Source organism: Nonomuraea sp. AD125B (genome assembly GCF_041402765.1).
Lineage (GTDB): Bacteria > Actinomycetota > Actinomycetes > Streptosporangiales > Streptosporangiaceae > Nonomuraea > Nonomuraea bangladeshensis.
Window position 1 is genome coordinate 72,340 of record NZ_JBGLOU010000013.1, and the last position, 22,195, is coordinate 94,534.

Annotated in this window: 22 protein-coding genes, 1 tRNA gene and 1 pseudogene; 13 read left to right on the forward strand and 11 right to left on the reverse strand. The window is 72.4% G+C overall.

What is annotated here, in order from left to right; all coding sequences use genetic code 11:
• Positions 1 to 43: 43 nt before the first annotated feature.
• The 3 genes from ACBR40_RS31145 to ACBR40_RS31155 all read left to right on the forward strand — a co-directional run bounded on the left by ACBR40_RS31145 (position 44) and on the right by ACBR40_RS31155 (position 1,786).
• Positions 44 to 592, forward strand: a complete 549-nt coding sequence (locus ACBR40_RS31145) for a hypothetical protein (RefSeq protein WP_364451415.1) — start codon at positions 44 to 46, stop codon at positions 590 to 592.
• A gap of 50 nt (positions 593 to 642) precedes the next feature.
• Positions 643 to 1,035, forward strand: a complete 393-nt coding sequence (locus ACBR40_RS31150) for a hypothetical protein (RefSeq protein ID WP_344204713.1) — start codon at positions 643 to 645, stop codon at positions 1,033 to 1,035.
• Positions 1,036 to 1,114: 79 nt separating this feature from the next.
• On the forward strand, positions 1,115 to 1,786 hold the full coding sequence (locus ACBR40_RS31155) for a DUF6766 family protein (RefSeq protein WP_344204715.1): 672 nt from the start codon (positions 1,115 to 1,117) through the stop codon (positions 1,784 to 1,786).
• Here the strand turns inward: ACBR40_RS31155 and ACBR40_RS31160 are convergent.
• Entirely contained in the window at positions 1,720 to 2,580 is an 861-nt protein-coding gene (locus tag ACBR40_RS31160; protein ID WP_371251068.1) for a 1-aminocyclopropane-1-carboxylate deaminase/D-cysteine desulfhydrase, read from the reverse strand. The two genes, ACBR40_RS31155 and ACBR40_RS31160, sit on opposite strands and share 67 nt — an antisense overlap.
• Positions 2,581 to 2,623: 43 nt before the next feature.
• Between ACBR40_RS31160 and galK the strand changes: the two genes are divergently transcribed.
• Complete coding sequence (gene galK, locus ACBR40_RS31165; protein WP_344204719.1) at positions 2,624 to 3,736, forward strand: galactokinase; 1,113 nt, start codon at positions 2,624 to 2,626, stop codon at positions 3,734 to 3,736.
• Between the two features lie 7 nt (positions 3,737 to 3,743).
• Here the strand turns inward: galK and ACBR40_RS31170 are convergent, their stop codons facing one another.
• The 4 genes and pseudogenes from ACBR40_RS31170 to ACBR40_RS31185 form a co-directional block, all read right to left on the reverse strand.
• Positions 3,744 to 4,517 carry an enoyl-CoA hydratase-related protein gene (locus ACBR40_RS31170; RefSeq protein WP_371251069.1) on the reverse strand — a complete coding sequence of 258 codons (774 nt, stop codon included), beginning with the start codon at positions 4,515 to 4,517 and terminating at the stop codon, positions 3,744 to 3,746.
• Positions 4,518 to 4,565: 48 nt separating this feature from the next.
• Entirely contained in the window at positions 4,566 to 5,666 is a 1,101-nt protein-coding gene (locus ACBR40_RS31175; RefSeq protein WP_344204722.1) for a nitric oxide synthase oxygenase, read from the reverse strand.
• Between the two features lie 233 nt (positions 5,667 to 5,899).
• Entirely contained in the window at positions 5,900 to 6,274 is a 375-nt protein-coding gene (locus ACBR40_RS31180; RefSeq protein ID WP_371251070.1) for an alpha/beta fold hydrolase, read from the reverse strand.
• 100 nt (positions 6,275 to 6,374) lie between these two features.
• Positions 6,375 to 6,818 (reverse strand): annotated as a pseudogene (locus ACBR40_RS31185) (alpha/beta fold hydrolase); the annotation flags it as partial.
• Positions 6,819 to 6,909: 91 nt separating this feature from the next.
• Between ACBR40_RS31185 and ACBR40_RS31190 the strand changes: the two are divergent.
• Positions 6,910 to 7,500, forward strand: a complete 591-nt coding sequence (locus tag ACBR40_RS31190; RefSeq protein ID WP_371251071.1) for a TetR/AcrR family transcriptional regulator — start codon at positions 6,910 to 6,912, stop codon at positions 7,498 to 7,500.
• A 145-nt stretch (positions 7,501 to 7,645) separates the two neighbouring features.
• Here the strand turns inward: ACBR40_RS31190 and ACBR40_RS31195 are convergent.
• Positions 7,646 to 7,717: transfer RNA gene (locus tag ACBR40_RS31195), tRNA-Asn, on the reverse strand.
• Positions 7,718 to 7,844: 127 nt separating this feature from the next.
• Here ACBR40_RS31195 and ACBR40_RS31200 point away from each other — a divergent pair.
• Complete coding sequence (locus ACBR40_RS31200; RefSeq protein WP_344204727.1) at positions 7,845 to 8,174, forward strand: YtxH domain-containing protein; 330 nt, start codon at positions 7,845 to 7,847, stop codon at positions 8,172 to 8,174.
• Between the two features lie 25 nt (positions 8,175 to 8,199).
• Here ACBR40_RS31200 and ACBR40_RS31205 read toward each other — a convergent pair whose 3' ends face one another.
• Genes ACBR40_RS31205 through ACBR40_RS31215 form a run of 3 tightly spaced genes read right to left on the reverse strand, consistent with a single transcriptional unit; the run spans position 8,200 to position 10,135 of the window.
• On the reverse strand, positions 8,200 to 8,673 hold the full coding sequence (locus ACBR40_RS31205; RefSeq protein ID WP_344204729.1) for a hypothetical protein: 474 nt from the start codon (positions 8,671 to 8,673) through the stop codon (positions 8,200 to 8,202).
• Complete coding sequence (locus ACBR40_RS31210; protein WP_344204731.1) at positions 8,670 to 9,944, reverse strand: hypothetical protein; 1,275 nt, start codon at positions 9,942 to 9,944, stop codon at positions 8,670 to 8,672. Before ACBR40_RS31210 ends, ACBR40_RS31205 begins: the two co-directional genes overlap by 4 nt.
• Before the next feature lie 32 nt (positions 9,945 to 9,976).
• Positions 9,977 to 10,135 (reverse strand): hypothetical protein, encoded by a 159-nt coding sequence (locus ACBR40_RS31215; RefSeq protein ID WP_020545297.1) that lies wholly within the window; start codon positions 10,133 to 10,135, stop codon positions 9,977 to 9,979.
• Positions 10,136 to 10,321: 186 nt separating this feature from the next.
• Between ACBR40_RS31215 and ACBR40_RS31220 the strand changes: the two genes are divergently transcribed.
• Genes ACBR40_RS31220 through ACBR40_RS31250 form a run of 7 tightly spaced genes read left to right on the forward strand, consistent with a single transcriptional unit; the run spans position 10,322 to position 18,700 of the window.
• Positions 10,322 to 11,491: a hypothetical protein gene (locus ACBR40_RS31220; protein WP_371251072.1), complete on the forward strand. Its 1,170-nt coding sequence runs from the start codon at positions 10,322 to 10,324 to the stop codon at positions 11,489 to 11,491.
• Entirely contained in the window at positions 11,488 to 13,632 is a 2,145-nt protein-coding gene (locus ACBR40_RS31225; protein WP_371251073.1) for a tetratricopeptide repeat protein, read from the forward strand. The genes ACBR40_RS31220 and ACBR40_RS31225 overlap by 4 nt, the downstream gene beginning before the upstream one ends.
• Entirely contained in the window at positions 13,623 to 14,591 is a 969-nt protein-coding gene (locus ACBR40_RS31230) for a PP2C family serine/threonine-protein phosphatase (protein WP_371251074.1), read from the forward strand. Before ACBR40_RS31225 ends, ACBR40_RS31230 begins: the two co-directional genes overlap by 10 nt.
• Positions 14,588 to 15,877 (forward strand): VWA domain-containing protein, encoded by a 1,290-nt coding sequence (locus ACBR40_RS31235; RefSeq protein WP_371251075.1) that lies wholly within the window; start codon positions 14,588 to 14,590, stop codon positions 15,875 to 15,877. The genes ACBR40_RS31230 and ACBR40_RS31235 overlap by 4 nt, the downstream gene beginning before the upstream one ends.
• Complete coding sequence (locus tag ACBR40_RS31240) at positions 15,877 to 16,509, forward strand: FHA domain-containing protein (RefSeq protein ID WP_344205285.1); 633 nt, start codon at positions 15,877 to 15,879, stop codon at positions 16,507 to 16,509. Before ACBR40_RS31235 ends, ACBR40_RS31240 begins: the two co-directional genes overlap by 1 nt.
• 2 nt (positions 16,510 to 16,511) lie before the next feature.
• The gene (locus tag ACBR40_RS31245) at positions 16,512 to 17,894 is read left to right on the forward strand and encodes a hypothetical protein (protein WP_371251209.1); all 1,383 of its coding nucleotides are present in this window, start codon (positions 16,512 to 16,514) and stop codon (positions 17,892 to 17,894) included.
• On the forward strand, positions 17,891 to 18,700 hold the full coding sequence (locus ACBR40_RS31250) for a transporter substrate-binding domain-containing protein (protein ID WP_344204737.1): 810 nt from the start codon (positions 17,891 to 17,893) through the stop codon (positions 18,698 to 18,700). Before ACBR40_RS31245 ends, ACBR40_RS31250 begins: the two co-directional genes overlap by 4 nt.
• A gap of 70 nt (positions 18,701 to 18,770) precedes the next feature.
• Here ACBR40_RS31250 and rpoD read toward each other — a convergent pair whose 3' ends face one another.
• Together rpoD and dnaG are read right to left on the reverse strand one after the other, a co-directional pair.
• Positions 18,771 to 19,874, reverse strand: a complete 1,104-nt coding sequence (gene rpoD / locus ACBR40_RS31255; RefSeq protein ID WP_245774956.1) for an RNA polymerase sigma factor RpoD — start codon at positions 19,872 to 19,874, stop codon at positions 18,771 to 18,773.
• Between the two features lie 388 nt (positions 19,875 to 20,262).
• Positions 20,263 to 22,104 carry a DNA primase gene (gene dnaG, locus ACBR40_RS31260; protein WP_344204738.1) on the reverse strand — a complete coding sequence of 614 codons (1,842 nt, stop codon included), beginning with the start codon at positions 22,102 to 22,104 and terminating at the stop codon, positions 20,263 to 20,265.
• Positions 22,105 to 22,195 lie beyond the last annotated feature (91 nt).

Sequence of the window (22,195 nt, forward strand, 5' to 3'; positions counted from 1 at the left end):
CAAGAGCAAGCCGTTCCCGGGTCCTGGCCGTAGCGTGGGGTGCATGGCCAAGGCGTTCTGGATCGACCAGGACTTCGACAGGGACCGCGACGGGCGCTACGCCGTCCATGTGCGCAAGAACCTGGACGAGTTCGAGTGGGGGGACATCGCCCCCGTCAGGTTCGCGTGCACCGCGTGGCGGCTCGCCACGCCGCCCTCGCTCACCCCCGGCTACGTGCGGTGGGACCGCCGCGTGCTGGAGGCGACCTGTCACCGCAACACCTGGGACGGAACGCTCTACGCCCGCGTCCGGCTCGTCTCCCCGCTGCCGGAGGAGCTGACCCGCTCGCGCGCCTGGTGGCGCGACCGCGGCTGGCTCGGCTGGCAGGAGACCTTCGGCCAGTACGTCGAGCCGTCCCAGCAGGACCTCGCCCGCGTCCCGTTCCTGCGCGCCTCCCTGCTGGTGGAGGCGCCGCTGCCGCTCGGCGACCTGCCGCCCGAGCCCGAGGGCCCGCACGACGAGGTCGAGGAGCACGCCCGCCGCGCGGTGACGGTGCTCGCCCGTGAGCTCGACGCGCTGGTCAGCCCCGTGCTCGACCAGCTCGGGCGCTGACTCGCCCGCCTGCGCGGCATGTTCGGGTGATCGACGGGTAGCAGCGTGCTATGAAGATCCCGCTCGTGGCGCCGGCGTCGGGAGTGTTGCTGGCGCTGGCTTTGACCGGCTGCGCCCCTGACAGCGCGGCTCCGGCTCAGGCGGCCGAGCGTTTCCACGCCGCGCTCGCCGCGCACCAGGACGACGCCGCGTGCGCGCTGCTCGCCCCCAAGACCGCCGACCGGCTCCCCGACCGCGGCCAGACCTGCGCCGAGGCGCTGCGCGAGCTCGGGCTCGGCCCCGGCGGCGCGGTCACCGACGTGCGCGTGTGGGGCGACAACGCCCAGGTGCGGCTGGCCGGCGACACGCTCTTCCTGCACCGCTTCGGCGACGGCTGGCGGGTGCGGGCCGCGGGCTGCGAGCCGGTGCGCGACCTGCCGTACGACTGCGAGGTGGAGGACTGATGCGGGTGATGTTCACGATCACCATGCTCCTGATCGTCGCCGGGCTGGCGTGGTTCTTCGCCATCGGGTGGTCCAGACTGTGAAGTGGATCAAGGAGAACTCGCTGTCCCTGGCCTTCCTGGTGATGTTCCTGCTGGCCCTCGGCGGCCAGGCGGTCGCCGGGACGCTCGACCTCAACGACCAGCAGCGCGCCATGGGCGACCAGCCGCTCACCGTGTGGCAGTACGTCACCTCCTCCTCCTTCGCCGTGGACGTGGCCGAGAACTGGCAGTCGGAGTACCTGCAGTTCTTCCTCTACATCGCGCTCACCGTCTGGCTGGTGCAGAAGGGCTCGACCGAGTCGAAGGCCGTCGAGGACGCCGGCGCCGAGTCCGACGAGGAGCAGAAGGTCGGCGCGCACGCCGCTCCCGACTCGCCGCGCTGGGCGCGCTCGCACGGGCTGCGGCTGTGGCTGTTCGGCAACTCGCTCGGCCTGGTGATGGGCCTGATCTTCGCGCTGTCGTGGGCCGCGCAGTCCGTCGCCGGGCAGGCCGCCTACAACTCCGAGCGGCTGGCGGACCTGCGCGACCCGGTGTCCTGGGGCTCGTACGTCACCTCGCCCGAGTTCTGGAACCGCAGCCTGCAGAACTGGCAGTCGGAGCTGCTGGCCGTGCTGTCGATGGTGGTGCTGTCGATCTACCTGCGTCAGCGCGGCTCGCCCGAGTCGAAGCCGGTCGGCGCGGCGCACGCGGCGACCGGGGTCGAAAGCTGAGCACCCGGGGGCTCGGGCGGGCTGGTGACCACGGCGACGACGCGGGTGCCCGGCGCGAGGACGCCCCGCCTGGCCAGATCGACGACGCCGAGGAGCATCTTGGCCACGTAGACGCGCTCGACGCCGTGCCGGGCGGCGAACTCCGTCAGCTCGGGCGTCGTGCGCGCGTAGCCGCCGAAGTGGTGGTCGAGGTCGATCGACCAGTTGGACCAGGTCCGCCCGTACGCCTCCCGCTGCAGCCTGGCCACCTCCCCCTCCAGGAAGGCGGCGCCCTTCAGCACGGCGAACCCCAGCGCCCGCCTGCCCTCGGGCAGCCCGGCCGCGATGCCGGCCAGCGTGCCGCCGGTGCCGACGGGGCAGCACACGACGTCGTACGGGACGCCGATCCCGGCGGGCAGCTCGGCGCAGCCGCGCACGGCCGCCGCGTTGCTGCCGCCCTCGGGCAGGATCGCGACGTCCGCGCCGAACCGGGCGCGCAGCGCCGCCCGCACCTCCTCGGTGTGCTTGCGCCGGTAGGTGGCCCGGTCGAGGTAGGTGAGGGTCATGCCGCACTCGCGCGCGCGGGCGAGCACGGGGTTGAGCGGCAGGTGCTCCTCGCCCCTGATGACCCCGATCGTCTCGATGCCGTGCCGGAGCCCCGCCTCGGCCACCGCCGCGATCAGGTTGGACCAGGCGCCGCCGAAGGCGAGGATCCTGCGGTGGCCCAGGTTGTACTTGAGCTTGCGCGGTTTGTTGTCGTCGCGCATCAGGAACACCCGGACCTGCCCGAGCCCTGGATCCAGGAGCTCCTCCATGGCGCTAGTCTACGGTCGGGCCCTTGTTGAGGAGTGTTGGGTTATGCGCGTTGTTGAAGCTTTTCGCGCCGCCTTCGGTGCGGACCCCCAGACCGTCTGGCGCGCGCCGGGCCGGGTCAACCTGATCGGCGAGCACACCGACTACAACGACGGCTTCGTGCTGCCGTTCGCGGTGCCCTGGGGCGTGACCGCCGCCGTCACCCCGCGCGCCGACCGGACCGTCCGCCTCCTCTCGCTCCAGTCGCCCGGCGAGCCGGTCACGCTCGCCACCCACGAGGAGGCCAAGGGCTGGACCCGCTACGTCGTCGGCGTCCTCGCGATGCTCGGCGACCGCGTGGCGGGCGCCGACATCGCGATCGACGGCGACGTGCCGCAGGGCGCGGGGCTCAGCTCCAGCGCCGCCCTGGAGGTCTCCGTGGCCGCCGCGCTCAACGACCTGCACCAGCTCGGCATGACGCCCATGGAGCTCGCCCTGCTCGGCCAGAAGGCGGAGAACGACTTCGTCGGCATGCCCTGCGGCATCATGGACCAGGCCGCGTCGGCGCTGAGCGAGGAGGGGCGCGCCCTGTTCCTCGACTGCCGCTCGCTCGCCTCCCGCACCATCCCGCTCGACCTCGCCGCGCACGGGCTGAGCATCCTCATCATCGACACCCAGGTCCACCACGAGCACGCCGGCGGCGAGTACGCCAAGCGACGTGCCGAGTGCGAGTCGGCGGCCCGCAAGCTGGGCGTGCCCGCGCTGCGCGACGTCACCGACCTGGCCGGCGCCCTGGAGCGGCTGAGCGGGGCCGAGCGCAAGCGCACCATGCACGTCGTCACCGAGAACCACCGCGTCGAGGCGCTGATCGGCCTGCTGCGGGCGGGCGCCGTCACCGAGATCGGCGCCCTGCTCAACGCCTCCCACCTGTCGCTGCGCGACCAGTACGAGGTGTCCTCCCCCGAGCTGGACCTCGCCGTGGAGGCCGCGCTCAAGGGCGGCGCGCGGGGCGCCAGGATGACCGGCGGCGGCTTCGGCGGCTCGGCCGTCGCGCTGGTCGCCGACGACCGGCTGCAGTCCGTCCAGGACTCCGTCTCGGCCGCCTACGCCGAACGCGGCTTCCAGGCGCCGCGCTTCCTGCCGGCCACCCCGGCACGCGGCGCCCACCGCCTGGCCTGACCCTTTCTCACAGGGCGGGGAAGTTCGGGGGGCGGCGTTCGAGGAAGCTCGCCACGCCCTCGGCGAAGTCCGGGCGGCCGAAGGAGGCGAGCATCTCCTGCGTCGCCGTCTTCGCCGACTCCTCCAGCGTGACGTCCCAGTCCCGCCACACCTGGCGCTTGATCACCGACATCGAGGCGGGCGAGCTGTGGGCGGCCAGCTCGCGCGCGTACTCCTGGGCGGCGGCCACCACGCCGTCCCCGGGCACCGCCCGGTTGACCAGCCCCAGCTCGTACGCCTCCCGCCCGGTGAACACCCGCCCCGACAGCAGCACGTCCATCGCCCGCTGCTGGCCCATGATCCGCGGCAGCACCCATGACAGGCCGTACTCGGCGACCAGCCCGCGGCGCGGGAACGCGGTCGTCCATTTGGCGTCCTCGGCGGTGAAGACCAGGTCGCAGACGAGCGCGTGCACCATGCCGAGCCCGGCGCAGGCCCCGTTCACGGCCGCGACGATCGGCTTGGCGATGCTCGTGGGGAAGGTGTTGGGCCGCGGGTCCGGCTTCTCGTCGTAGGCGCCGGTCTGGATGGCGCTCAGGGTCTTGAAGTCCGCCCCCGAGCAGAAGCCCTTGCCCGCCCCGGTGACGACCACGGCCCGTACGGCGGGATCCCGCTCGGCCTCCTCCAGCAGGTCGAAGTAGCGCCGCCCCATGGCGTCCGTCCAGGCGTTGAGCGTCTCGGGACGGTTGAAGGTGAGCGTGAGCACGCCCTGGTCGACGGCTGAGAGCACGAGTTCCGACATGAAGCCAACAGAATCATGTTCTATCCCGTGACGGCAAGTGGCCCTCCGCTAGCGGTGGTGGACGAAGGACGGCGTGAGGACGCTGGTGTCGTAGTAGCGGTGGAAGACGGGGGTGGCGCTGCCGGACAGCGGCGGCACGATCCACGACCAGTCGGCCGGGCAGACCCGCCCGGCCTTCTCCTCCTTCGCCAGGTGCGTGAGGAAGCGCCGGGACTCGGTGTGGTGGTCGGTCATCGTCACCCCCGCCCGCTCGAACGAGTGCAGCACCGCCACGTTCAGCTCCACCAGCGCGTGGTCCCGCCAGAGCGAGCGCTCGGTCGAGGTGTCCAGGCCGAGCCGCTCCGCGACGGTCCCGAGCAGGTCGTAGCGGTCGTGGTCGGCGAGGTTGCGGGCGCCGATCTCGGTGCCCATGTACCAGCCGTTGAACGGGGCGCACGGATAGCAGACGCCGCCGATCTCCAGGCACATGTCCGAGATGGCGGGCACCGCGTGCCAGCGCAGCTCCAGCTCGGCGAACCACCCGTAGTCGGGATGCTCCAGCGGCACCTCCAGCACGGCGTCCCCGGGAAGGTTGCAGAGCAGCGGGTCGCCGAGCCCCGGCTGGATGATCACCGGCAGCACGTCGAACCTGCCGCCGGCGCTCCCCCGCCAGCCGAGGGTCCTGGCCAGGTCGGTGAGCCAGAGGTTGCGCGGGTCGCCGGTGACGCTGCCGTCACGGGAGCGGTGGGCGGCGTAGCGGATGAGCTGGTCGTTGAGTATCCGCGGCCCCGGACGGGCCGGGCCGTCGGGCGCGAGCACCGTCACCGTGGGCCTGATCCGGCCGCCGCCGGTGGCCTCGCGCAGATGGGCGACGCATTCGAGCGCCACCCCCTCGGCGGTCGAGACGTCCCTGCGGTCGCGTACGCGGAGGGAGCGCCAGTAGAGGCGGCCGATGCAGCGGCTGCTGTTGCGCCAGGCCACGCGGGCGCCGAAGACCAGCTCGTCGGCGGTGTGGGTGTAGGTGCCCGTACGGGCGATCTCCCGCGCCACGTCGCGCAGACGCGCCTCCTGGCCGCCCGCGCCGGGGTTCTCGGCGTGGTAGAGCCTGATGAAACGTTCCGCCTCACGCAGGTCGGCGATGCGCCCCAGCCAGGCCTGGGTGCGGGGCATGTCGAAGGGACTGAGGGACCTGATCCAGGTACGCACGCGGCAATCAGCACTTCTCGGTCATCGGATCGCCCCGCCGGATTTCCGGGTCACGACGGCACGTCCTGGCGGCGGCGCCCTCTCCTCGCCACCTTCGCAGTTCCCGCGGCTTCCGGCCCCTGGGGACCGGTCCACCCATCTTCGCCGCCAAGTCCCCCCTTGTCCCGAGAACCGAGAAATGCCCCGGACTCGGACGCTCACCCCATCGCGTCCTCCCGGCCCGGCTGTATACGGCCGGCCAGGGCACAGAGCTCGTCGGCGATGCCGGCCCAGAGTTCGCGCGGGAGGTCGTGCCCCATGCCCGGATACAGGACGAGCCGGGCGCCGGGGACGGCGGCGGCGATCTCCTCCGCCGCACGCGGCCGGATCATCGGGTCGTCCTCGCCGTGGATGACCAGGGTGGGCAGGTTCACCGCGGCCAGCCGAGGCAGCAGGTCGCCGGTCGCCCCGGCCGCGGCGGACTGGCGCATCTCGCCGCCCGCTGGGCTGGAGTCGCGGTCGTAGGACACCCCTGCGGCATGCCGCCACCACGCCTCGTCCAGCGGGTAACCGGGCGATCCGAGGATGCGCATCGCGTCCACGACACGCCGGACCGCTCCCTCCCCGTCCGGCCGGGTATCTCCTGAGGCTCTGGCTGAGCATCAGCCTGAGCACGGTCCACATGTTCACCCTGCCGCGTCTCCAGCCGGCGTAGCTGGAGGAGACGGTGAGGGTGCGGACCCGTTCGGGGCGGCGGATCGCGGTGAGCTGGGCGATGACGCCGCCCAGCGACGCCCCGAAGAGATGCGCGCTGCTCCAGCCGAGCGCGTCCATCACCGCGAGGGCGTCGTCGGACATGTCCTCCAGCCGGTACGCCGCCACCTTGCCGGCCCTGAACCAGTCCTTGGCCAGGCCCGGCCGCCCGGCCTCGGAGAAGTGGGTCGACAGGCCGGCGTCGCGGTTGTCGAACCTGGCCACGGCGAACCCGCGATCGGCCAGCATGGCGCACAGGTCGTCGGGCCACATCACCATCTGCATGGCCGTACCCATGATCAGCAGCAACGGCTCGCCGCTGGGCGGCCCGAACGTCTCGTAGGCGATCTCCACCGCGTCGTTGCGCGTCGTCCGGATGGGCATGGTCCTCCTCCGCGCTGTTTACAATGCACTTGCATCGTAAAAGCGGAACGCAGCGCTTGCAATGCGACTGCATGGGAAAAATTGGGACGGCATGCCCAGACAGGTGGATCATCAGGCTCGGCGCAGGCAGATAGCCGACGCACTGCTACGGATCGTCGATCGCGAGGGACTGGAGGGCGTCAGCCTGCGACACGTGGCGGCGGAGGCCGGAGTGTCGATGGGCAGCGTCCAGCACTACTTCGCCACCAAGGATCAGATGATGATCTTCGCCCTGATCCACGTGCACGAGCGCATCTACCAGCGGGTCAACGCCTGCCTCGATCCCCGCTCGCCACGCGATCTCGTCCGCAGCGCGATCATCGAGATGCTGCCCCTGGACGACGAACGACGCACCGAGGCCCGCATCGCGCTGGCCTTCCTCGCCCGGTCGGCGGTGGCTCCCGAGTACGCCGCGACGCTGCGCGAGGGCTACCCCTACCACGCCCTCTTCTTCGCCGAGCAGATCCGACGCGCCCAGCAGAACGGCGAGGCCCCGGCCGACCTGGTGCCCGAACAGGAGGCGGTGCTCCTGTTCGCCATCACCCAGGGACTGGTCAACCCGACCCTGATCGGCCACTACACCGAGGAGACCGTGATCGACGCCCTCGACCGCCACCTGGACCGCATCTTCCGCGCCGGATGACACCCCGCGCTACGGAACTTCGCTCACCGCCGCAGCCGGCCCCACTCCGCACGGCGGCCCTGCTGAGCGCTCCCGCGTCGGCACCCGAAACGACTCAGGCCCCCTGTCCTCGATCCGAGGAAGGGGGCCTGAGCCTTTGAAGATGCTCCCGCGATAGGACTCGAACCTATAACCTGCCGGTTAACAGCCGGCTGCTCTGCCGTTGAGCTACGCGGGATCGATCTGTTTGCGCTGCTCGGCGGGGTTTTGCGGCCCCTCCGTCGTGCGCATGAATAGATTAGCGCACTCCTGGAGTGCGTGTCGCATCGTTACCGGGGTAGGCCCGGTGACAGCGGAGGTGTGACATGCGATATCGAATGACATTCACGATGGGACTGGCCATCGGCTACGTACTCGGCAGCCGGGCGGGTCGCGAGCGCTACGAGCAGATCAAGCGCGCGGCGCAGCGCGTCGCCGACAACCCGAGGGTGCAGGAGGTCGCGGGCGTCGTCGGCGCCCAGGCCTCCAGGTACGCGGGCGCGGCCAGGACCAAGGTGGGCGACACGCTGCAGCATCGGATCCCCTTCCTGGGCGGTGACGCGCACAGGCACAACGGCGCCACCGGCTGGCCGGAGGAGGAGGACGTCACGGCGGGCGTGGAGCGCAAGTCCCGGGAGAGCGGGATCACCTACTAGGTGGCGGGCATGGGTGTGCGCACGATCACACACCCATGCTGCGCCGCACCCCTTCCAGGGCCTGCTCGGCCTGCGCGCGCAGGCCGGGGTCCTGGGGGTCGAGGCCGTCGTCGAAGACGAGGGTCCAGCCGAGCACCTCGCCGCCCGGCGGACGCCTGGCGACGAGCCGTACGCCGCCCCGGCCGGGCAGGTCGACGTGCTTGTTGACCACGATGGTGGCGTTGACGCGCTCCCTGAGCGTCTCGGGCAGCATGCGCGGCTCGGGCACCGGCTCGACGTGGCGCACGCCGGCCATCGTGAGGACGGTGAGCCCCTGCTCGTCCCAGTAGGCCTTGTCGACCTCCTCGTACGGCACCCGCGTCCCGTCGGGAAGCAGCAGCGCGAGGTTCGTGGCGATCACGTGGCCCGAGCCGGAGACGGCGAAGGTGAGGACCCGCTCCCCTCGCCGCAGGTCGAGGGATTTGCGCACGTCGGCGGGCAGCCGGCGGAAGATGTTCATGCCCACACGGTATCGGCGAGCAGGTCGAGGGTGAGCGCCGCGCTCCAGGAGAAGTCGCGGCAGCCGCGTCCGCTGCCGTCGAAGGGGTCGAAGCACTCGCGGAAGCCGGCCTGCCTGACCAGCCGGAGGGTGCCGTTGGTGAGCTGCTGGGCGAGGTGGTCGAGCGAGTGCACGGCCGCGGCCCTGCGCAGCAGCCAGTTGGTGTTGACCCAGGAGGGGCCGCGCCAGTAGCGGGTGCGGTCGAACTGACCGGCGCGGATCTCGCAGCTCGGCACGGGGTAGCCGGTCGCGCCCATGAACCTGGCCGACTCCAGCAGCTCGACGGCCGCGCGCAGCTGCTCGGCGGGCAGTTCCGGGTCGAGCAGCGGCCCGAACCCGCCCACCGTGGCCACCCTGATGAGCTCCCCGGCCCGCAGGTCGCGGGCGTAGAAGCCGCCGTCCCAGAGGCGGTCCAGCAGTGCGCGCCTGATGCGAGCGGCCTGTTCGAGGTGGGGGGCGGGGTCGGCGTGCGCGAGCGGGGCGAGCTCGGCCATGGCCTGGCAGGAGGCCAGCCAGATGCCGTTGAACATGGGGTCCTCGACCGCGAAGGGGTGCTCGTCGCGCAGGTAGCCCGCGCTGTAGCCGGCGTCGCGGTAGCGCATGGCGAGCCAGACGTAGCGCTCGTGGTCGCTGTCGGGGTGGCGGTCGGCGAGCTCGACGCCGCGGTAGCCGTAGTGGATGGCGGGCAGGTTGTGCAGCGGCTGGTCCCAGGCGGGGCTGTCGTCCATGCCCGACTCCCACGGGTGGACGATGGCGGCGAGCCCGGCGCCGCCGAGGTCGCGGGCCGAGGCCAGGTAGTCGTGCTGGGCCACCAGCGCCGGGTACGCCCTCCTGACGAAGTCGCGGTCGCCGGTGTGCCGGTAGAGCCACCACAGCGCGAGCCCGTGCAGCGGCGGCGCGGTGAGCCCCGAGGTGAGGACGGGCGGCGCGGCCGCGTGTTCCTGGGAGCGCCAGAGCGACGGCCCGGGGAAGTACGCCTCGCGGGTGTGGAAGACGATGTGCGGCACCATGCCGGTCGCCCACTGCCCGCGCAGCAGGCTCAGCAGCTCGTCGCGGGCCCGGTCCGGCCGGCGCCGGGCCAGACCGATGACGACGAACGCGGAGTCCCAGCTCCACTGGTGGGGATAGAGCCCGGGAGCGGGCACGGTGCCGGAGCCCGTCCAGTTCGCCTCGAGCACGGCCATCGCCTCGCGCCCGAGCGCGGCATCGTCTACCGCGGGCCGCGCCTCCATCACCCAACTATGACTGGGGAAGCGTCCAGAAGCTATGTCCTCTTGGCCCACTTCGACAGCACGAGGACGCCGAAGGCGACGGCGCCGATGATGAGCCCCCACTTGAGCAGCGTGAGCGCGAACCCCAGCAGGGGGCCGAGCAGTACGAGCGCGGCCACGACCGCCGCGATGATCAGAAGTATGCGTCCCATGTACGTAACGCTAAGAGATCGTTAAGCCGTTTGCAGGCGAGACAGGGTTGAATCAGGGACAAGTCAGGGGTCCCCCCGACCCTTGCCAGCAAAAGGAACTTAAGCCGTCAGACCACCCGTTGTGCCCGGTATAAACGGGGTAATCGGGGGGTTTCGCCGGGGAGCGTGATGAACCTGGGACCACCAATGAGCAGGGAAGGCGTCGAGCACGCGCTGCGCGCCCGCGCCGACGAACGTGACCGCATCTCCGGTGACCTGCTCGACCTCGAATCCCACACGACCTACCAGTTGCTCAAGGGCGCGTCCTTACGGGGGGCGACCGCCCACCGCTGGACGGACGTCCAGGCGGCGCTGGCCAGGCTCTGGGGCCTGAACGACGCCTACCGGGCCGTGTTACGCGACGCGGAGCAGATCAGGGACTCCCGTGGCCGGCTCGGCTCCGACCAGCTCGAACAGCTCACCACGCTGCTCGCCGGGCCGTCGGTGGTGCTGAAGGCCGCCGCCAAGCCGGTCGAGCAGCGCTCGCTGCTGCCGCAGGCGGACGAGCGGCTGACCCTCGACCAGGCCGTCACCCGCATGGACGCCGCCTTCCGCGAGGTCACCTCGGCCCTCACCGACATCGACGCCCGCTGGAACGATCTGCTCCCCCGCCTCGACGCCGCCGACGCCGCCCTGCGCCGCGTCCGCGCGCTGGAGGCGGACCTCGGCGAGGCCGCGCCGGGGCTGGGCCAGGCGGACGCCGACCTCGTACGGCTGCGCGCCGACGTGGTCGAGGACCCGCTCGGCGCCTCCGTCGAGCCGGACCTCGACCGGGTCTCCCGGCTGCTGGCCGCCGCCGTCGCCGAGCTGGAGCTGGCCGTCACGGTCAAGCAGGAGTACGCCCGCCGCCGCGAGAACCTGGTGGCCGCGCTCGACCGGGTGCGGGCCGCCGAGAGCGAGGCCCGGCTGGCCCACGGCGCGGTCGTCGTCAAGATCGCGCTGCCGCCGCAGGCCCAGCCGCGCAGCCGCGTGGACGCCCTGGCCGACGCGCTGGACGCGCTCGACGTCTCGGCCGACTCGTGGGTGCTGCGCGCCAAGCGGCTGTCCGGGCTGGAGAACGACGCCGACGCCGCGGCCCGGCAGGCCCAGACCACGGCCAGGGCGCTGTACGGCCTGGTCGGCCGGCGCGACGAGCTGCGCGGCCGGCTCGGCGCCTGCCAGGTGATGGCGGTGCGCAAGGGCCTCGCGGAGGACCCGGCCGCCGCCGAGCTGTTCGAACGGGCCCGCGCCCTGCTCTGGAGCGCCCCCTGCGACCTGACCGCGGCGGCCGCAGCCGTCGAGACCTACCAGCGTGCCATCCATGGAGGTGAGGCATGACCCGCTGCGTGCAGCCCGGCTGCACCGGGACCATCGAAGAGGGCTACTGCGACCTGTGCGGCCACGCGGCGACCGCCGCGCCCCCGGCGTCCGCGCCTTCCTCGGTCTCGCTCTCGCCGCCCACCCAGCCCTCCTCTCCCGTCACCAACCCGGTGAGCCGCATGACGGGGCCGGCCAGCAGCGGGCGGTCGCGGGCGGGGGTGCTGGCCACGCTGGCCGACCTGCCGTCGGTGCCGTACCGCGATCCGGCCACCGCCGTCATGGCCAACCCGGAGGTGCCGGAGGAGAAGCGCTACTGCGCCAACCCCGACTGCGGCAAGCCCGTCGGCCGGTCCAGGAACGGACATCCCGGGCTGACCGACGGGTTCTGCCCGCACTGCCGCACGCCGTACTCGTTCGCCCCGAAACTGGGCAAGGACGACCTGGTGGCGGGCCAGTACCGGGTGCTGGGCTGCCTGGCGCACGGCGGGCTCGGCTGGATCTACCTGGCCTCGGACGAGAACCTCGACGGCCGCTGGGTGGTGCTCAAGGGCCTGCTCAACACCAACGACGCCGAGGCGCTGGCCGCGGCCGAGGCCGAGCGGCGCTTCCTCACCACGGTCGACCACCCCAACATCGTCAAGATCTTCAACTTCCAGCGCTCGGCCGGGCTCGGCTACATCGTCATGGAGTACGTCGGCGGCCAGTCGCTGCACGAGCTGCGCCGCCAGGGCCCGCTGCCGCTGCGCGAGGTCCTCATGTACGGCAGGGAGATCCTGCACGCCTTCGGCTACCTGCACGAGAACGGCATGGTCTACTGCGACCTCAAGCCGGCCAACGTGATCAGGGTCGGCCGCCAGCTCAAGCTCATCGACCTCGGCGCGGTCCAGCCCATCGGCTCGCCGCCCGGCACCTCGTGGGCCACGGCCGGCTACCACGCGCCCGAGCTGGAGACCCACGCGGCGTCGGTGGCCTCCGACCTCTACACGGTGGCGCGTACCCTCGCCGTGCTGGCGATCCCCGGGTTCAGCCCGGTGCAGAACGGCAAGGGCGCGCCGCTGCCGCAGGACTGCGGGCACCCGTCGTTCACCCGGCTGCTGCGCCGGGCCACCGCCGACGACCCTGCCGACCGGTTCCAGAGCGCCTGGGAGATGGAGGAGCAGCTCGTCGGGGTGCTGCGCGAGGTGTGCGCGCAGGAGGACGGGGTGCCGTACCCGCATCCCTCGACGCTGTTCGGGCCGGAGCGGGGGGCGGTGGGCACGGCGCTGGCCGAGGGCGGCGGGGCGGTGCTCGCGCCGCTCGACCCGGCGGCGGTCGCCGCCGAGCTGCCGGTGCCGCTGGTGGACCCGGCCGACCCGGCCGCCGGCGCGCTCGCCGGGCTGCTCGGCCTGGACGGCAAGGATCTCGTGGACCAGCTCGCCGCGATGCCGCGGACGCCCGAGACCCGGCTGATGCGGGCCAGGCTGCTCGCCGAGGAGGGCGCCGCCGAGGCCCCGGTGGTGCTCGACCAGCTCGCGGCCGAGCTGCCCGGCGACTGGCGGGTCACCTGGTACCGCGGCGTGCTGGCGATGGCGACCGGACGGCTCGACACGGCCGTGTCGATGTTCGACGCGTGCCTGTCGCTGCTGCCGGGCGAGCCGGCGCCCAAGCTGGCGCTGGCGTTCGCGCTGGAGTGCGCGGGCCGGCACGCCGCCCCCTGGTACGACACCGTCTGGCGCACCGACCACGGCTACGTGAGCGCCGCGTTCGGCCTGGCGCGTACGGGCCGGCTGAGCGTGCTGGACGAGGTGCCGGCCACGTCGAGCTACCGGGTGGCGGCGCAAGTGGCGCTGGCCGTGTCGGCGGCGCGCCGGCCGGACCCGGCCGCGATCGTCCCCGGCGAGCTGGTCACCGCGGCCGACCGGCTGGCCCGCCTCACCGATCTCGACGGCCGCCGCCGCGACCTGCTCACCGCCGAGCTGTTGCACGGCGGCCTGGCCTGGCTGGCGTCCAACGCGCCGCCGCCCGGCCTGCGGCTGGCGGAGGCCGCGTTCACCGAGTCGGGGCTGCGCAGGCGGCTGGAGTCGATCTACCGGCGGCTGGCCGTGGCCGCCACCACCCGCCAGGAGCGGCACGCCCTCATCGACCAGGCCAACGCCGTACGTCCCCGGACGTGGCTGTGACGGCCCCGGAGGCCCGCGCGGCGGACGCCGGGGCGGGGGCGTGCCCGGTCTGCGGCACGCCGGTGTACGAGGGCTACGCCTACTGCGAGAAGTGCGGCCACACCCTGGGCTCGCCGACGTGCGCGTCCTGCGGGGCGGCCGCCGTGGACGCCGAGGGCTACTGCGAGCGGTGCGGGCTGCGCCAGCCGACCGGGCGCGACCACGCCGAGATCGTCCTGGAGGGCGGCGCGGCGGCGGTCACGGACCGGGGCCTGCGGCGCAGCAGGAACGAGGACGCGGTCGCGCTGCTCGCCGCCGGGCGGTCCACGGTGGCCGTGGTCTGCGACGGCGTCGGCAGCTCCCCCAGGGCCGACGAGGCGTCCGCGGTGGCCGTCGAGGCGGCGAGCGCGGCGCTCATCAGGGGGCTGGCGCACGAGGAGGCGTTCGAGCTGGCCGGGCGGGCGGTCACCAAGCTCGCGACGTCGGTGGACGACGCGCCCGCCTGCACGTACGTCGCCGCCGTGGTCAGGGACGGCCGGATCAGCCTGGCCTGGGCGGGCGACACGCGGGCGTACTGGCTGCCGGCCGAACCCCCGGCCGGGCCGCCGAGCGGGCTCCCGGACGAGCTCCCGACCGTGCCGTCGACCGAGCTCCCGAGCGGGCCGCCGGAGGGGACGCCGGCCGAGCCCCCGGGCGGGGCCCTGCTGACCACCGACGACGCGATCGAGACCGGCGAGATCACCGCCTGGCTCGGCGCGGACGCCGACGACGTCCGGCCGCACGTGCGCGTGTTCGAGCCGCAGGGCCCCGGCCTGCTGCTGGTCTGCAGCGACGGCCTGTGGCGCTACCTGGACGGCCGCCCGCTCCCCGCCCCCGGCGATCCCCAGGAGCTGGCCCGCGAGCTGCTGCGGCACGCCCTGGACTCCGGCGGCCAGGACAACATCACGATCGCCCTGATCCCCCTAGGAGAACTCCCGTGAGTGACCAGCCGACGTTCACGCTGACGATCGACCAGAACAAATATCTCCCCCTCGACGGCCGAGAGGTGCACGCCATCCTGACGGTCGGCGCCACGGGCGGGATCACCACGCAGGCGGCCGGGCCCGCGGAGGCCGCCGAAGTGATCATCGTGGACACCTCCGGCTCGATGAGCGGCAGCAAGATCCGCGAGGCGCGGCAGGCGGCCGTGACGGCCGTGCAGACGCTGCGCGACGGCGCGTACTTCGCGGTGATCGCCGGCACCGACCGGGCCACGATGGTCTACCCGCGCGGCAACCCCCACCTGGTGAAGGCCACCCCCGGGACGCGGGCCGAGGCGCACCGGGCCATCGACAAGCTGCTCGCGCACGGCGGCACCGCGATCGGCGAGTGGCTGAAGCTGGCCGGTCACCTGCTGACCGCGCACCCGTCGGCGATCCGGCACGCGCTGCTGATGACCGACGGCCAGAACAACGAGCGCGCCGACGTCTTCGCGTCCGTGCTCGCCGCCTGGAGCGGCAAGTTCGTGGTGGACTGCCTCGGCGTCGGCGCCGACTGGGCGCCGGCCGAGCTGCGCAAGGTGGCCGAGGCGATGCTCGGCACGTTCGACTTCGTCCGCGACCAGGGCGACCTGCCGGAGTACTTCCGCCGGCTCACGCAGACCTCGATGAGCAAGACCGTGGCCGAGCTGTCGCTGCGGGTGTGGGTGCCGCAGACCGCGCGGCTGAAGTTCGTCAAGCAGGTCTCCCCCGTGCTGCTGGACCTCACCGGCAAGCGGACCGACGTCAACCCGCTCACCGGCGACTACCCGACCGGGTCGTGGGGCGCGGAGGAGCGCGAGTACCACGTGTGCGTCGAAGTGCCGCCCGGCCAGATCGGCCAGGAGATCAGGGCGGGCTGGGTCAAGCTCGTCCGGCCCGACACCGGGGACGTGCTCGCCAGCGGCAACGTGCTCGCCCAGTGGACCGACGACCTCGCCGCGTCCACCCGCATCAACGGCAAGGTCGCCCACTACACCGGCCAGGCCGAGCTGCACGACCTCATCCAGGACGGGCTGAGCGCCCGCGCGGCCGGCGACGTGGACACCGCGACCGCCCGGCTGGCCAAGGCCCGCGAGATCGCGGTCGAGTCGGGCCGCGAGGACACCGCCCGCCTGCTGGAGAAGGTGGTCGAGGTGGACCCGGCCACCGGCACCGCGCGGCTGCGCAGGAACGTGGACAAGGCCGACGAGATCGAGCTCGACACCGGATCGGTGCGCACCAGCCGGCTGCGCAAGGAAGGATCGTGATGGCGACCTGCCCGCAGGGGCACGCGTCGGGCGCCGACGACTACTGCGACGTGTGCGGCGCCCAGATGGCCGCCGCCCCCGCCCCCCAGCCCGCCGCGCCCTCCGGTGGGAGCGCGACCGCCGAGAGCTGCCCCATCTGCCAGACGCCGCGCGCCGGCCAGTTCTGCGAGGTGTGCGGCCACGACTACAGCGGGAACGGGGCGGCCGTCCCGCTCCCGGTCACCGGGGCCCGGTGGGAGGCGGTCACCGCCGCCGACCGCGCCTACTACGAGAAGGTGATCGCCGAGGGCGGGCCGGACGCCGACCGGGTGGCCTTCCCGCCGTACTGCCCCGAACGCTCCTTCGGGCTGCACGGCGAGCAGGTGCGCATCGGACGGCGCAGCCGGGCCAGGAACGTCGCCCCCGAGATCGACCTGACCGGCCCGCCCGAGGACCCGGGCGTGTCCCACCTGCACGCCGTGCTGCTGGCCCAGCCGGACGGCTCGTGGACGGTCGTGGACCCGGGCTCGTCGAACGGCACCCAGGTCAACGGCAGGCCGCTCACGGTGAACGTGCCGGTGAGGATCGGCCCCGGCGACCGCATCCACCTGGGCGCGTGGACCGTCATCACGATCAGGGAGGGCACCCCGTGACGATGACGCAGGCCCCTCCCCCGGCCCCGCCCATGATGGCGCCCGCGCCGCCGCCCCCGCCGAGGCGGCGCAGCGTGCCCGGCCGCGTCCGCACGCTCACCGGCGTCACCGCCGCCGCGCTCGCGCTGCTGTTCACGGCGCTGGCGGTGGGCAGCTCCAGCGCCCGCGACGGCCTCCAGGTCATCGGCCGCGACGCCGGGCCGCAGGTCGTCGCCACCGCGGGTCTCTACCTGGCGCTCAGCGACATGGACGCGCAGGTCGCGGGCGCCCTGCTGATGGGCAACGGGTACGCCGAACGCCGCGCCGACGCCCTCGCCCGCTACGAGAGCCGCCGCTCGGAGGCCAACCAGGCGCTGCTGAAGGCGTTCCAGCTCTCCGGCGACGACCCGGCCGAGCGGCGGACCGTGCAGTCGGTGCTGGACGGGCTCGGCCGCTACGAGCGGCTGGCCGGGCAGGCCCTGCTGCTCGACGAGCGCGCCGGGCACGCGCCGGGCCCGCCGCCTGCGGAGGTCGTGGCGACCTACCGGCAGGCCACCGACCTCATGCGGATGGTGCTGCTGCCGCAGGCGTACAACCTGACGCTGGAGAACGGCACCATCGTGCGCCGCACCTACGACGACAAGCAGCTCATGCTGCCGCTGCTGCGGGCCGCGGTGGTGGTGGCCGGGCTGCTCGCGCTGGGCTGCCTGCTGGCGCTGCAGATCTTCCTGGCCCGGCGCTTCCGCCGGGTGTTCGGCCCCGCGCTGCTGGTGGCGACGGTCACGACCGCGCTGGCGCTGGTGTTCGGTTCGAACGTGCTGAGCCAGGACCAGGACGCGCTGCGCGAGGCCAAGAAGTCGTCGTTCGACTCGGTGCTGACGCTGGCGAGGACGCGGGCGATCAGCAACAGCATGCAGGGCGACCAGAGCCGCTATCTGCTGGACAAGGAGCGGGCCGACACCTACGAGCACACGTTCCTGGACAAGTCGCAGTCGCTCTTCTACGTCCCGGCGGGCAACCTGGAGACCTACCAGGCCAAGGTGACCAAGGGCGAGACGAAGGTGCTCGGCCTGCTCGGGCCCGAGCTGATCGGCCCGCGCGGCCGCGACGTCGCCACCGCCTTCGCCGGCTTCCAGGCCGCCGACGCCGACCTGCGCAAGCTGGCGCTGGCCGGGCGGGACAACGGCGCGGTGGCGGCCCGGCTCACGACGGCGACGCAGGCGTTCGACGCCTACGACCGCGCGGTGGTGGCGCTGGCCGGCCAGCACGAGGCCGACTTCGAGCGGGCCATCGGCCGCGGCGAGAACGCCCTCGACAACCTGTGGCGGCTGCTGCCCTTCGCGATCGGCGGGATCGGCCTGCTGCTGATCGCCGGGGTGTGGCCTCGACTCAAGGAGTACCGGTGAAGCGGGTGCTGGCGGTGACGGCGGCCCTGGTGGCCGCGCTGGCGGCCGGAGGCTGCGCGAGCGGCGAGGTCGAGTCGATCGTCGACAAGGACGACCTCGTCATCGCGGTGCGGCCTGACCTGCCGTCGGTCGGATTCCGCAAGGCCGACGGGACGTTCGAGGGCTTCGACGTGGACGTGGCCCGCTACCTCGCCCGCAAGCTGGGCAAGGGCGTCACGTTCCTGCCGGCGCTGGCGGCCGACCGGGACAAGGTGCTGCTCGACGGGCGGGCCGACATGGTGGTGGCGACGTACACGATCGACCAGGACCGCAAGGCCAACGTGCTGTTCGCGGGGCCGTACCACATCTCCTACCAGGACATCCTGATGCGGCCCGACGAGACGTTCAAGAACGTGCGCGACCTCAAGGGGCGGCGGATCTGCCAGGTCAAGGGGTCGAACGCGGCCGAACGGGTCACCGAGGAGCGCAAGGTCGCGGCGCAGCTCGTGCCGTTCGACGACTACGCGCAGTGCCTGGAGGCGCTGAAGAGCCGGCAGGTGGACGCCGTCACCACCAACGACGTCATCCTGGCGGGCCTCGCCATGCGGGACGGCTCGGGGCTGCGGCTGGCCAACGCCCAGTTCAACGAGCAGCGTACGGGCGTCGGGCTGCGCAAGGGCGACGTCCCCGGCTGCGAGGAGGTCAACCGGGCGATCATCGACATGTACCAGGACGGGACGGCGTCGAAGCTGCTGCACAAGTGGTTCGGCAAGTCGGGGCTGCACCTCGGCACGATCGCCGTGCCGCAGTTCGAGGGCTGCTCCTGACGTCGCGCGGGAAGCCGAGCGGGCCGGGGCGTCAAGCCCCGGCCCGCTCTCCCGCCCTCCGGTCGTCCGCTCAGTCGAGGTAGTCGCGCAGCATCTGCGCCCGCGTGGGGTGGCGGAGCTTGGCCAGGGTCTTCGACTCGATCTGCCTGATGCGCTCCCGCGTGACCCCGAACTCCCTGCCCACCTCCTCCAGCGTGCGCGGATGCCCGTCGGCCAGCCCGAAGCGGAGCTGGATGATGCGCTGCTCCCGGTCGGACAGCGTCGCCAGGATGTCGTCGAGCTGGTCCTGCAGCATGATGAAGGCCGCGGCCTCCATGGGCACGACGGCGTCGGCGTCCTCGATGAAGTCACCGAGGTCGGAGTCCTCCTCGCCGATCGGCGACTGCAGCGACACGGGCTCCTGGGCGATGCGCTGGATCTCCACGACCCGGTCGACCGGGAGGTCCATCTCCTTGGCGATCTCCTCGGGGATGGGCTCGCGGCCGAGGTCCTGGTGGAGCTGGCGCTGGACCCTGACGAGCTTGTTGATGGTCTCCACCATGTGGACCGGGATGCGGATCGTCCGCGCCTGGTCGGCGATGGCCCGGGTGATCGCCTGCCTGATCCACCAGGTCGCGTACGTGGAGAACTTGTAACCCTTCGTGTAGTCGAACTTCTCGACGGCCCTGATGAGGCCGAGGTTGCCCTCCTGGATCAGGTCCAGGAACAGCATGCCGCGGCCGACGTACCGCTTGGCGATCGACACCACGAGCCTGAGGTTGGCCTCGATGAGGCGTTGTTTGGCCCGCGTGCCCTGCCAGACGAGCTCCCTGAACTCGGGGAAGGCCAGGCGCGAGACCCCACCGGCCAGCTTGTCCTCGGCGAACAGGCCGGCTTCGATCGACTTGGCGAGCTCCACCTCCTCCTCGGCGGTCAGCAGCGGCACCCGGCCGATCTCCCGCAGATAGATGCGGACCAGATCGCTGGTCGGCGCCCGCTTGCCTACGTCTTCCTCATCGGCGCGGGTGGACTCCTCGTCGCCCTGGGGCTCGAGGACCTCCACGCCGTTCTCGGCGAGCATGCGCACGACGCGCTCCAGCGCGTCGGACGGCAGCTCGGATCGGTCAAGCGCGGCGGCGACGTCATCGACGGTTACGCTCCCGCGCTCCCTTCCCTTCGCGACGAGGTCCGCCACCTGAAGATCTACCGATGGCGGTCCGCTTGGCAGCACCGATGCACCCACGGGAGACAGTCTGCAGTATTGGTTCCGTCAAATGGCAGACCCATTTTTGTCACCGAAGGTAAGACCTCCGTCCTTACCGAATTGAGATCGGAATTAGGTTTGGCCGGAGTTTGATCAGGAAAGTAAAGCCAATTACGCGATCAGCATTCTCGCGCCCGGCGGGCCCCTCCGGCCGGACGCGACTCTTTCGCTGCCCGGACCACGTTGTCCACCCGCTTTGTCGCATGCTGGACCGCGCCAGGTTCCCGGGTCAACCAGCCGGGTTTGCCGCTTGGATCCGCGACCGAACCGTTACCTTCGCCCGGCGCGGACGATCAGCTTCCGGGGTCGGCTTCCGGGGTCAGCTTCCTGCCGCGCGCTCGCGCAGCACCCGGCGCTGCTGCTCCAGCGCCACCAGCTCGCCGAACAGCTTGTTGTACTCCTGCTGCTCCTCCACCGGGTTGAGCCGCTGGATGCGCGACTTGACCTGGGCGATGGCCCGGTCGACCGCGATGGCCTCGATGGCCGCCAGCATCGCCCCCGCGTAGCGCTCCTCGGCGTGCGCGTCGGCCTGGATCGGCTCGACCGCGAACCGGGTCACCAGCGCCCGCGAGCCCTCCTCGTGCGCGTGCTCCAGCAGCAGGTCGACCCACTCCCTGCCGCCGTGACCGGCCGCCGCGAGGCCGCCCGCGGCGGCCACCACCCGGTGCAGGGCGACGTGGTCGGGCGCGGTGAACGCCTGGGGGTCGAGGGCGTCGAAACGCGGCCCCAGCAGCGCGGGACGCTGCACGGCCAGCTTGAGCAGCTCGGCCTCCACCCGGACGCCGGGATCGACCGGCGCCGCCTGCGGGGCGCGCTGCGGACGGCCCTGCTGCGCCCCGGCGACCGCCGCGATGCGCTGCATGACGAACCGCTCGTCCATGAAGCCGAGCCAGCGGTCGAGGTCGATCGCGTAGCGCTTGCGCAGCCCGGCGTCCTTGATGCCGGCCACGATGGGCGCGGCGGCGTCGAGAGCGGCGATCTTGCCTTCGTTGCTGCGCAGGTCGTAGCGGGAGATCGTGCTCCTGATCGCGAACTGGAACAGCGGCTCGCGGCTCGCGACGAGGTCGCGCACGGCCGCGTCGCCCTGCTTGACCCGCAGGTCGCACGGGTCGAGCCCGTCGGGCTGCACCGCGACGTAGGTCTGCGTGACGAACTTCTGCTCGTCGGCGAACGCGCGCAGCGCCGCCTTCTGCCCGGCCGCGTCGCCGTCGAAGGTGAAGATGACCTCGCCGCGGAACTCGGCCTGGTCGAGCAGGAACCGGCGCAGGATCTTGATGTGCTCCTCGCCGAACGACGTGCCGCAGGTGGCCACCGCCGTCGGCACCCCAGCCAGATGGCAGGCCATCACGTCGGTGTAGCCCTCGACGATCACCGCCTGGCTGCGCTTGGAGATCTCCCGTTTAGCGAGGTCGATCCCATAAAGCACCTGGCTCTTCTTGTAAAGCGGGGTGTCAGGCGTATTCAGGTATTTGGGCCCGTCGTCGGAATCGAGCAACTTCCGCGCCCCGAAACCGATCACGTCGCCCGTGGCGTCCCTGATCGGCCAGATCAGCCGGCCGCGGAAGCGGTCGATCGGGCCGCGCCGCCCCTCCTTGGCCAGCCCGCCCTTGACCAGCTCGTCCGCCGAGAAGCCGCGGCCCAGCAGGTGCCGGGTCAGCGCCTCCCACTCGTTGGGCGCGTAGCCCACCCCGAAGGTCTCGGCGTCGGCCCGCTCGAAGCCCCGCTCCGACAGGAACCGCCGCCCGGCCGCCGCCTCGGGGGCGAACAGCTTGCCGGCGTAGAACTCGGCCGCCGCCTTGTGCGCCTCGATCAGCCGGGCCCGCTCGCCGTGGTCGCGCTTGGGGACGTAGCCGCCCTGTTCGTACTGGAGGTGGATGCCGGCCCGCTGCGCCAGCCGCTCGACCGCCTCGCCGAACGACAGGTGCTCGATCTTCTCGACGAACGTGATGACGTCGCCGCCCTCGGAGCAGCCGAAGCAGAAGTACATGCCGCGCTCGGGCGTGACGTTGAACGACGGCGTCTTCTCGTCGTGGAACGGGCACAACCCCTTGAGGTTGCCGCCTCCGGCGTTGCGCAACTGGATGTGCTCGCCGATGACCTCGGCGATGGGAGAGCGTTCGCGCACGAGCGCGATGTCGACGTCACGGATCCGGCCAGCCACGCCGGTGAGTCTATGCCGCCCCGCTGACGTTCCCCGCACCTGCCGCCAGAATGGGCTCATCCCTCGGGGGATCGCGGCAAAGCGGCTCGGC

Coding starts and splice junctions, on each gene's coding strand:
- ACBR40_RS31180 (WP_371251070.1), bottom strand. CDS start 6,274: ATGCGCATCCTCGGATCGCCCGGTTACCCGCTGGACGAGGCGTGGTGG.
- ACBR40_RS31160 (WP_371251068.1), bottom strand. CDS start 2,580: ATGGAGGAGCTCCTGGATCCAGGGCTCGGGCAGGTCCGGGTGTTCCTG.
- ACBR40_RS31200 (WP_344204727.1), top strand. CDS start 7,845: ATGCGATATCGAATGACATTCACGATGGGACTGGCCATCGGCTACGTA.
- ACBR40_RS31245 (WP_371251209.1), top strand. CDS start 16,512: ATGACGCAGGCCCCTCCCCCGGCCCCGCCCATGATGGCGCCCGCGCCG.
- ACBR40_RS31210 (WP_344204731.1), bottom strand. CDS start 9,944: ATGGAGGCGCGGCCCGCGGTAGACGATGCCGCGCTCGGGCGCGAGGCG.
- ACBR40_RS31190 (WP_371251071.1), top strand. CDS start 6,910: ATGCCCAGACAGGTGGATCATCAGGCTCGGCGCAGGCAGATAGCCGAC.
- ACBR40_RS31220 (WP_371251072.1), top strand. CDS start 10,322: ATGAGCAGGGAAGGCGTCGAGCACGCGCTGCGCGCCCGCGCCGACGAA.
- ACBR40_RS31205 (WP_344204729.1), bottom strand. CDS start 8,673: ATGAACATCTTCCGCCGGCTGCCCGCCGACGTGCGCAAATCCCTCGAC.
- ACBR40_RS31215 (WP_020545297.1), bottom strand. CDS start 10,135: ATGGGACGCATACTTCTGATCATCGCGGCGGTCGTGGCCGCGCTCGTA.
- ACBR40_RS31170 (WP_371251069.1), bottom strand. CDS start 4,517: ATGTCGGAACTCGTGCTCTCAGCCGTCGACCAGGGCGTGCTCACGCTC.
- ACBR40_RS31150 (WP_344204713.1), top strand. CDS start 643: ATGAAGATCCCGCTCGTGGCGCCGGCGTCGGGAGTGTTGCTGGCGCTG.
- ACBR40_RS31240 (WP_344205285.1), top strand. CDS start 15,877: ATGGCGACCTGCCCGCAGGGGCACGCGTCGGGCGCCGACGACTACTGC.
- ACBR40_RS31225 (WP_371251073.1), top strand. CDS start 11,488: ATGACCCGCTGCGTGCAGCCCGGCTGCACCGGGACCATCGAAGAGGGC.
- ACBR40_RS31175 (WP_344204722.1), bottom strand. CDS start 5,666: ATGCCCCGCACCCAGGCCTGGCTGGGGCGCATCGCCGACCTGCGTGAG.
- galK (WP_344204719.1), top strand. CDS start 2,624: ATGCGCGTTGTTGAAGCTTTTCGCGCCGCCTTCGGTGCGGACCCCCAG.
- ACBR40_RS31145 (WP_364451415.1), top strand. CDS start 44: ATGGCCAAGGCGTTCTGGATCGACCAGGACTTCGACAGGGACCGCGAC.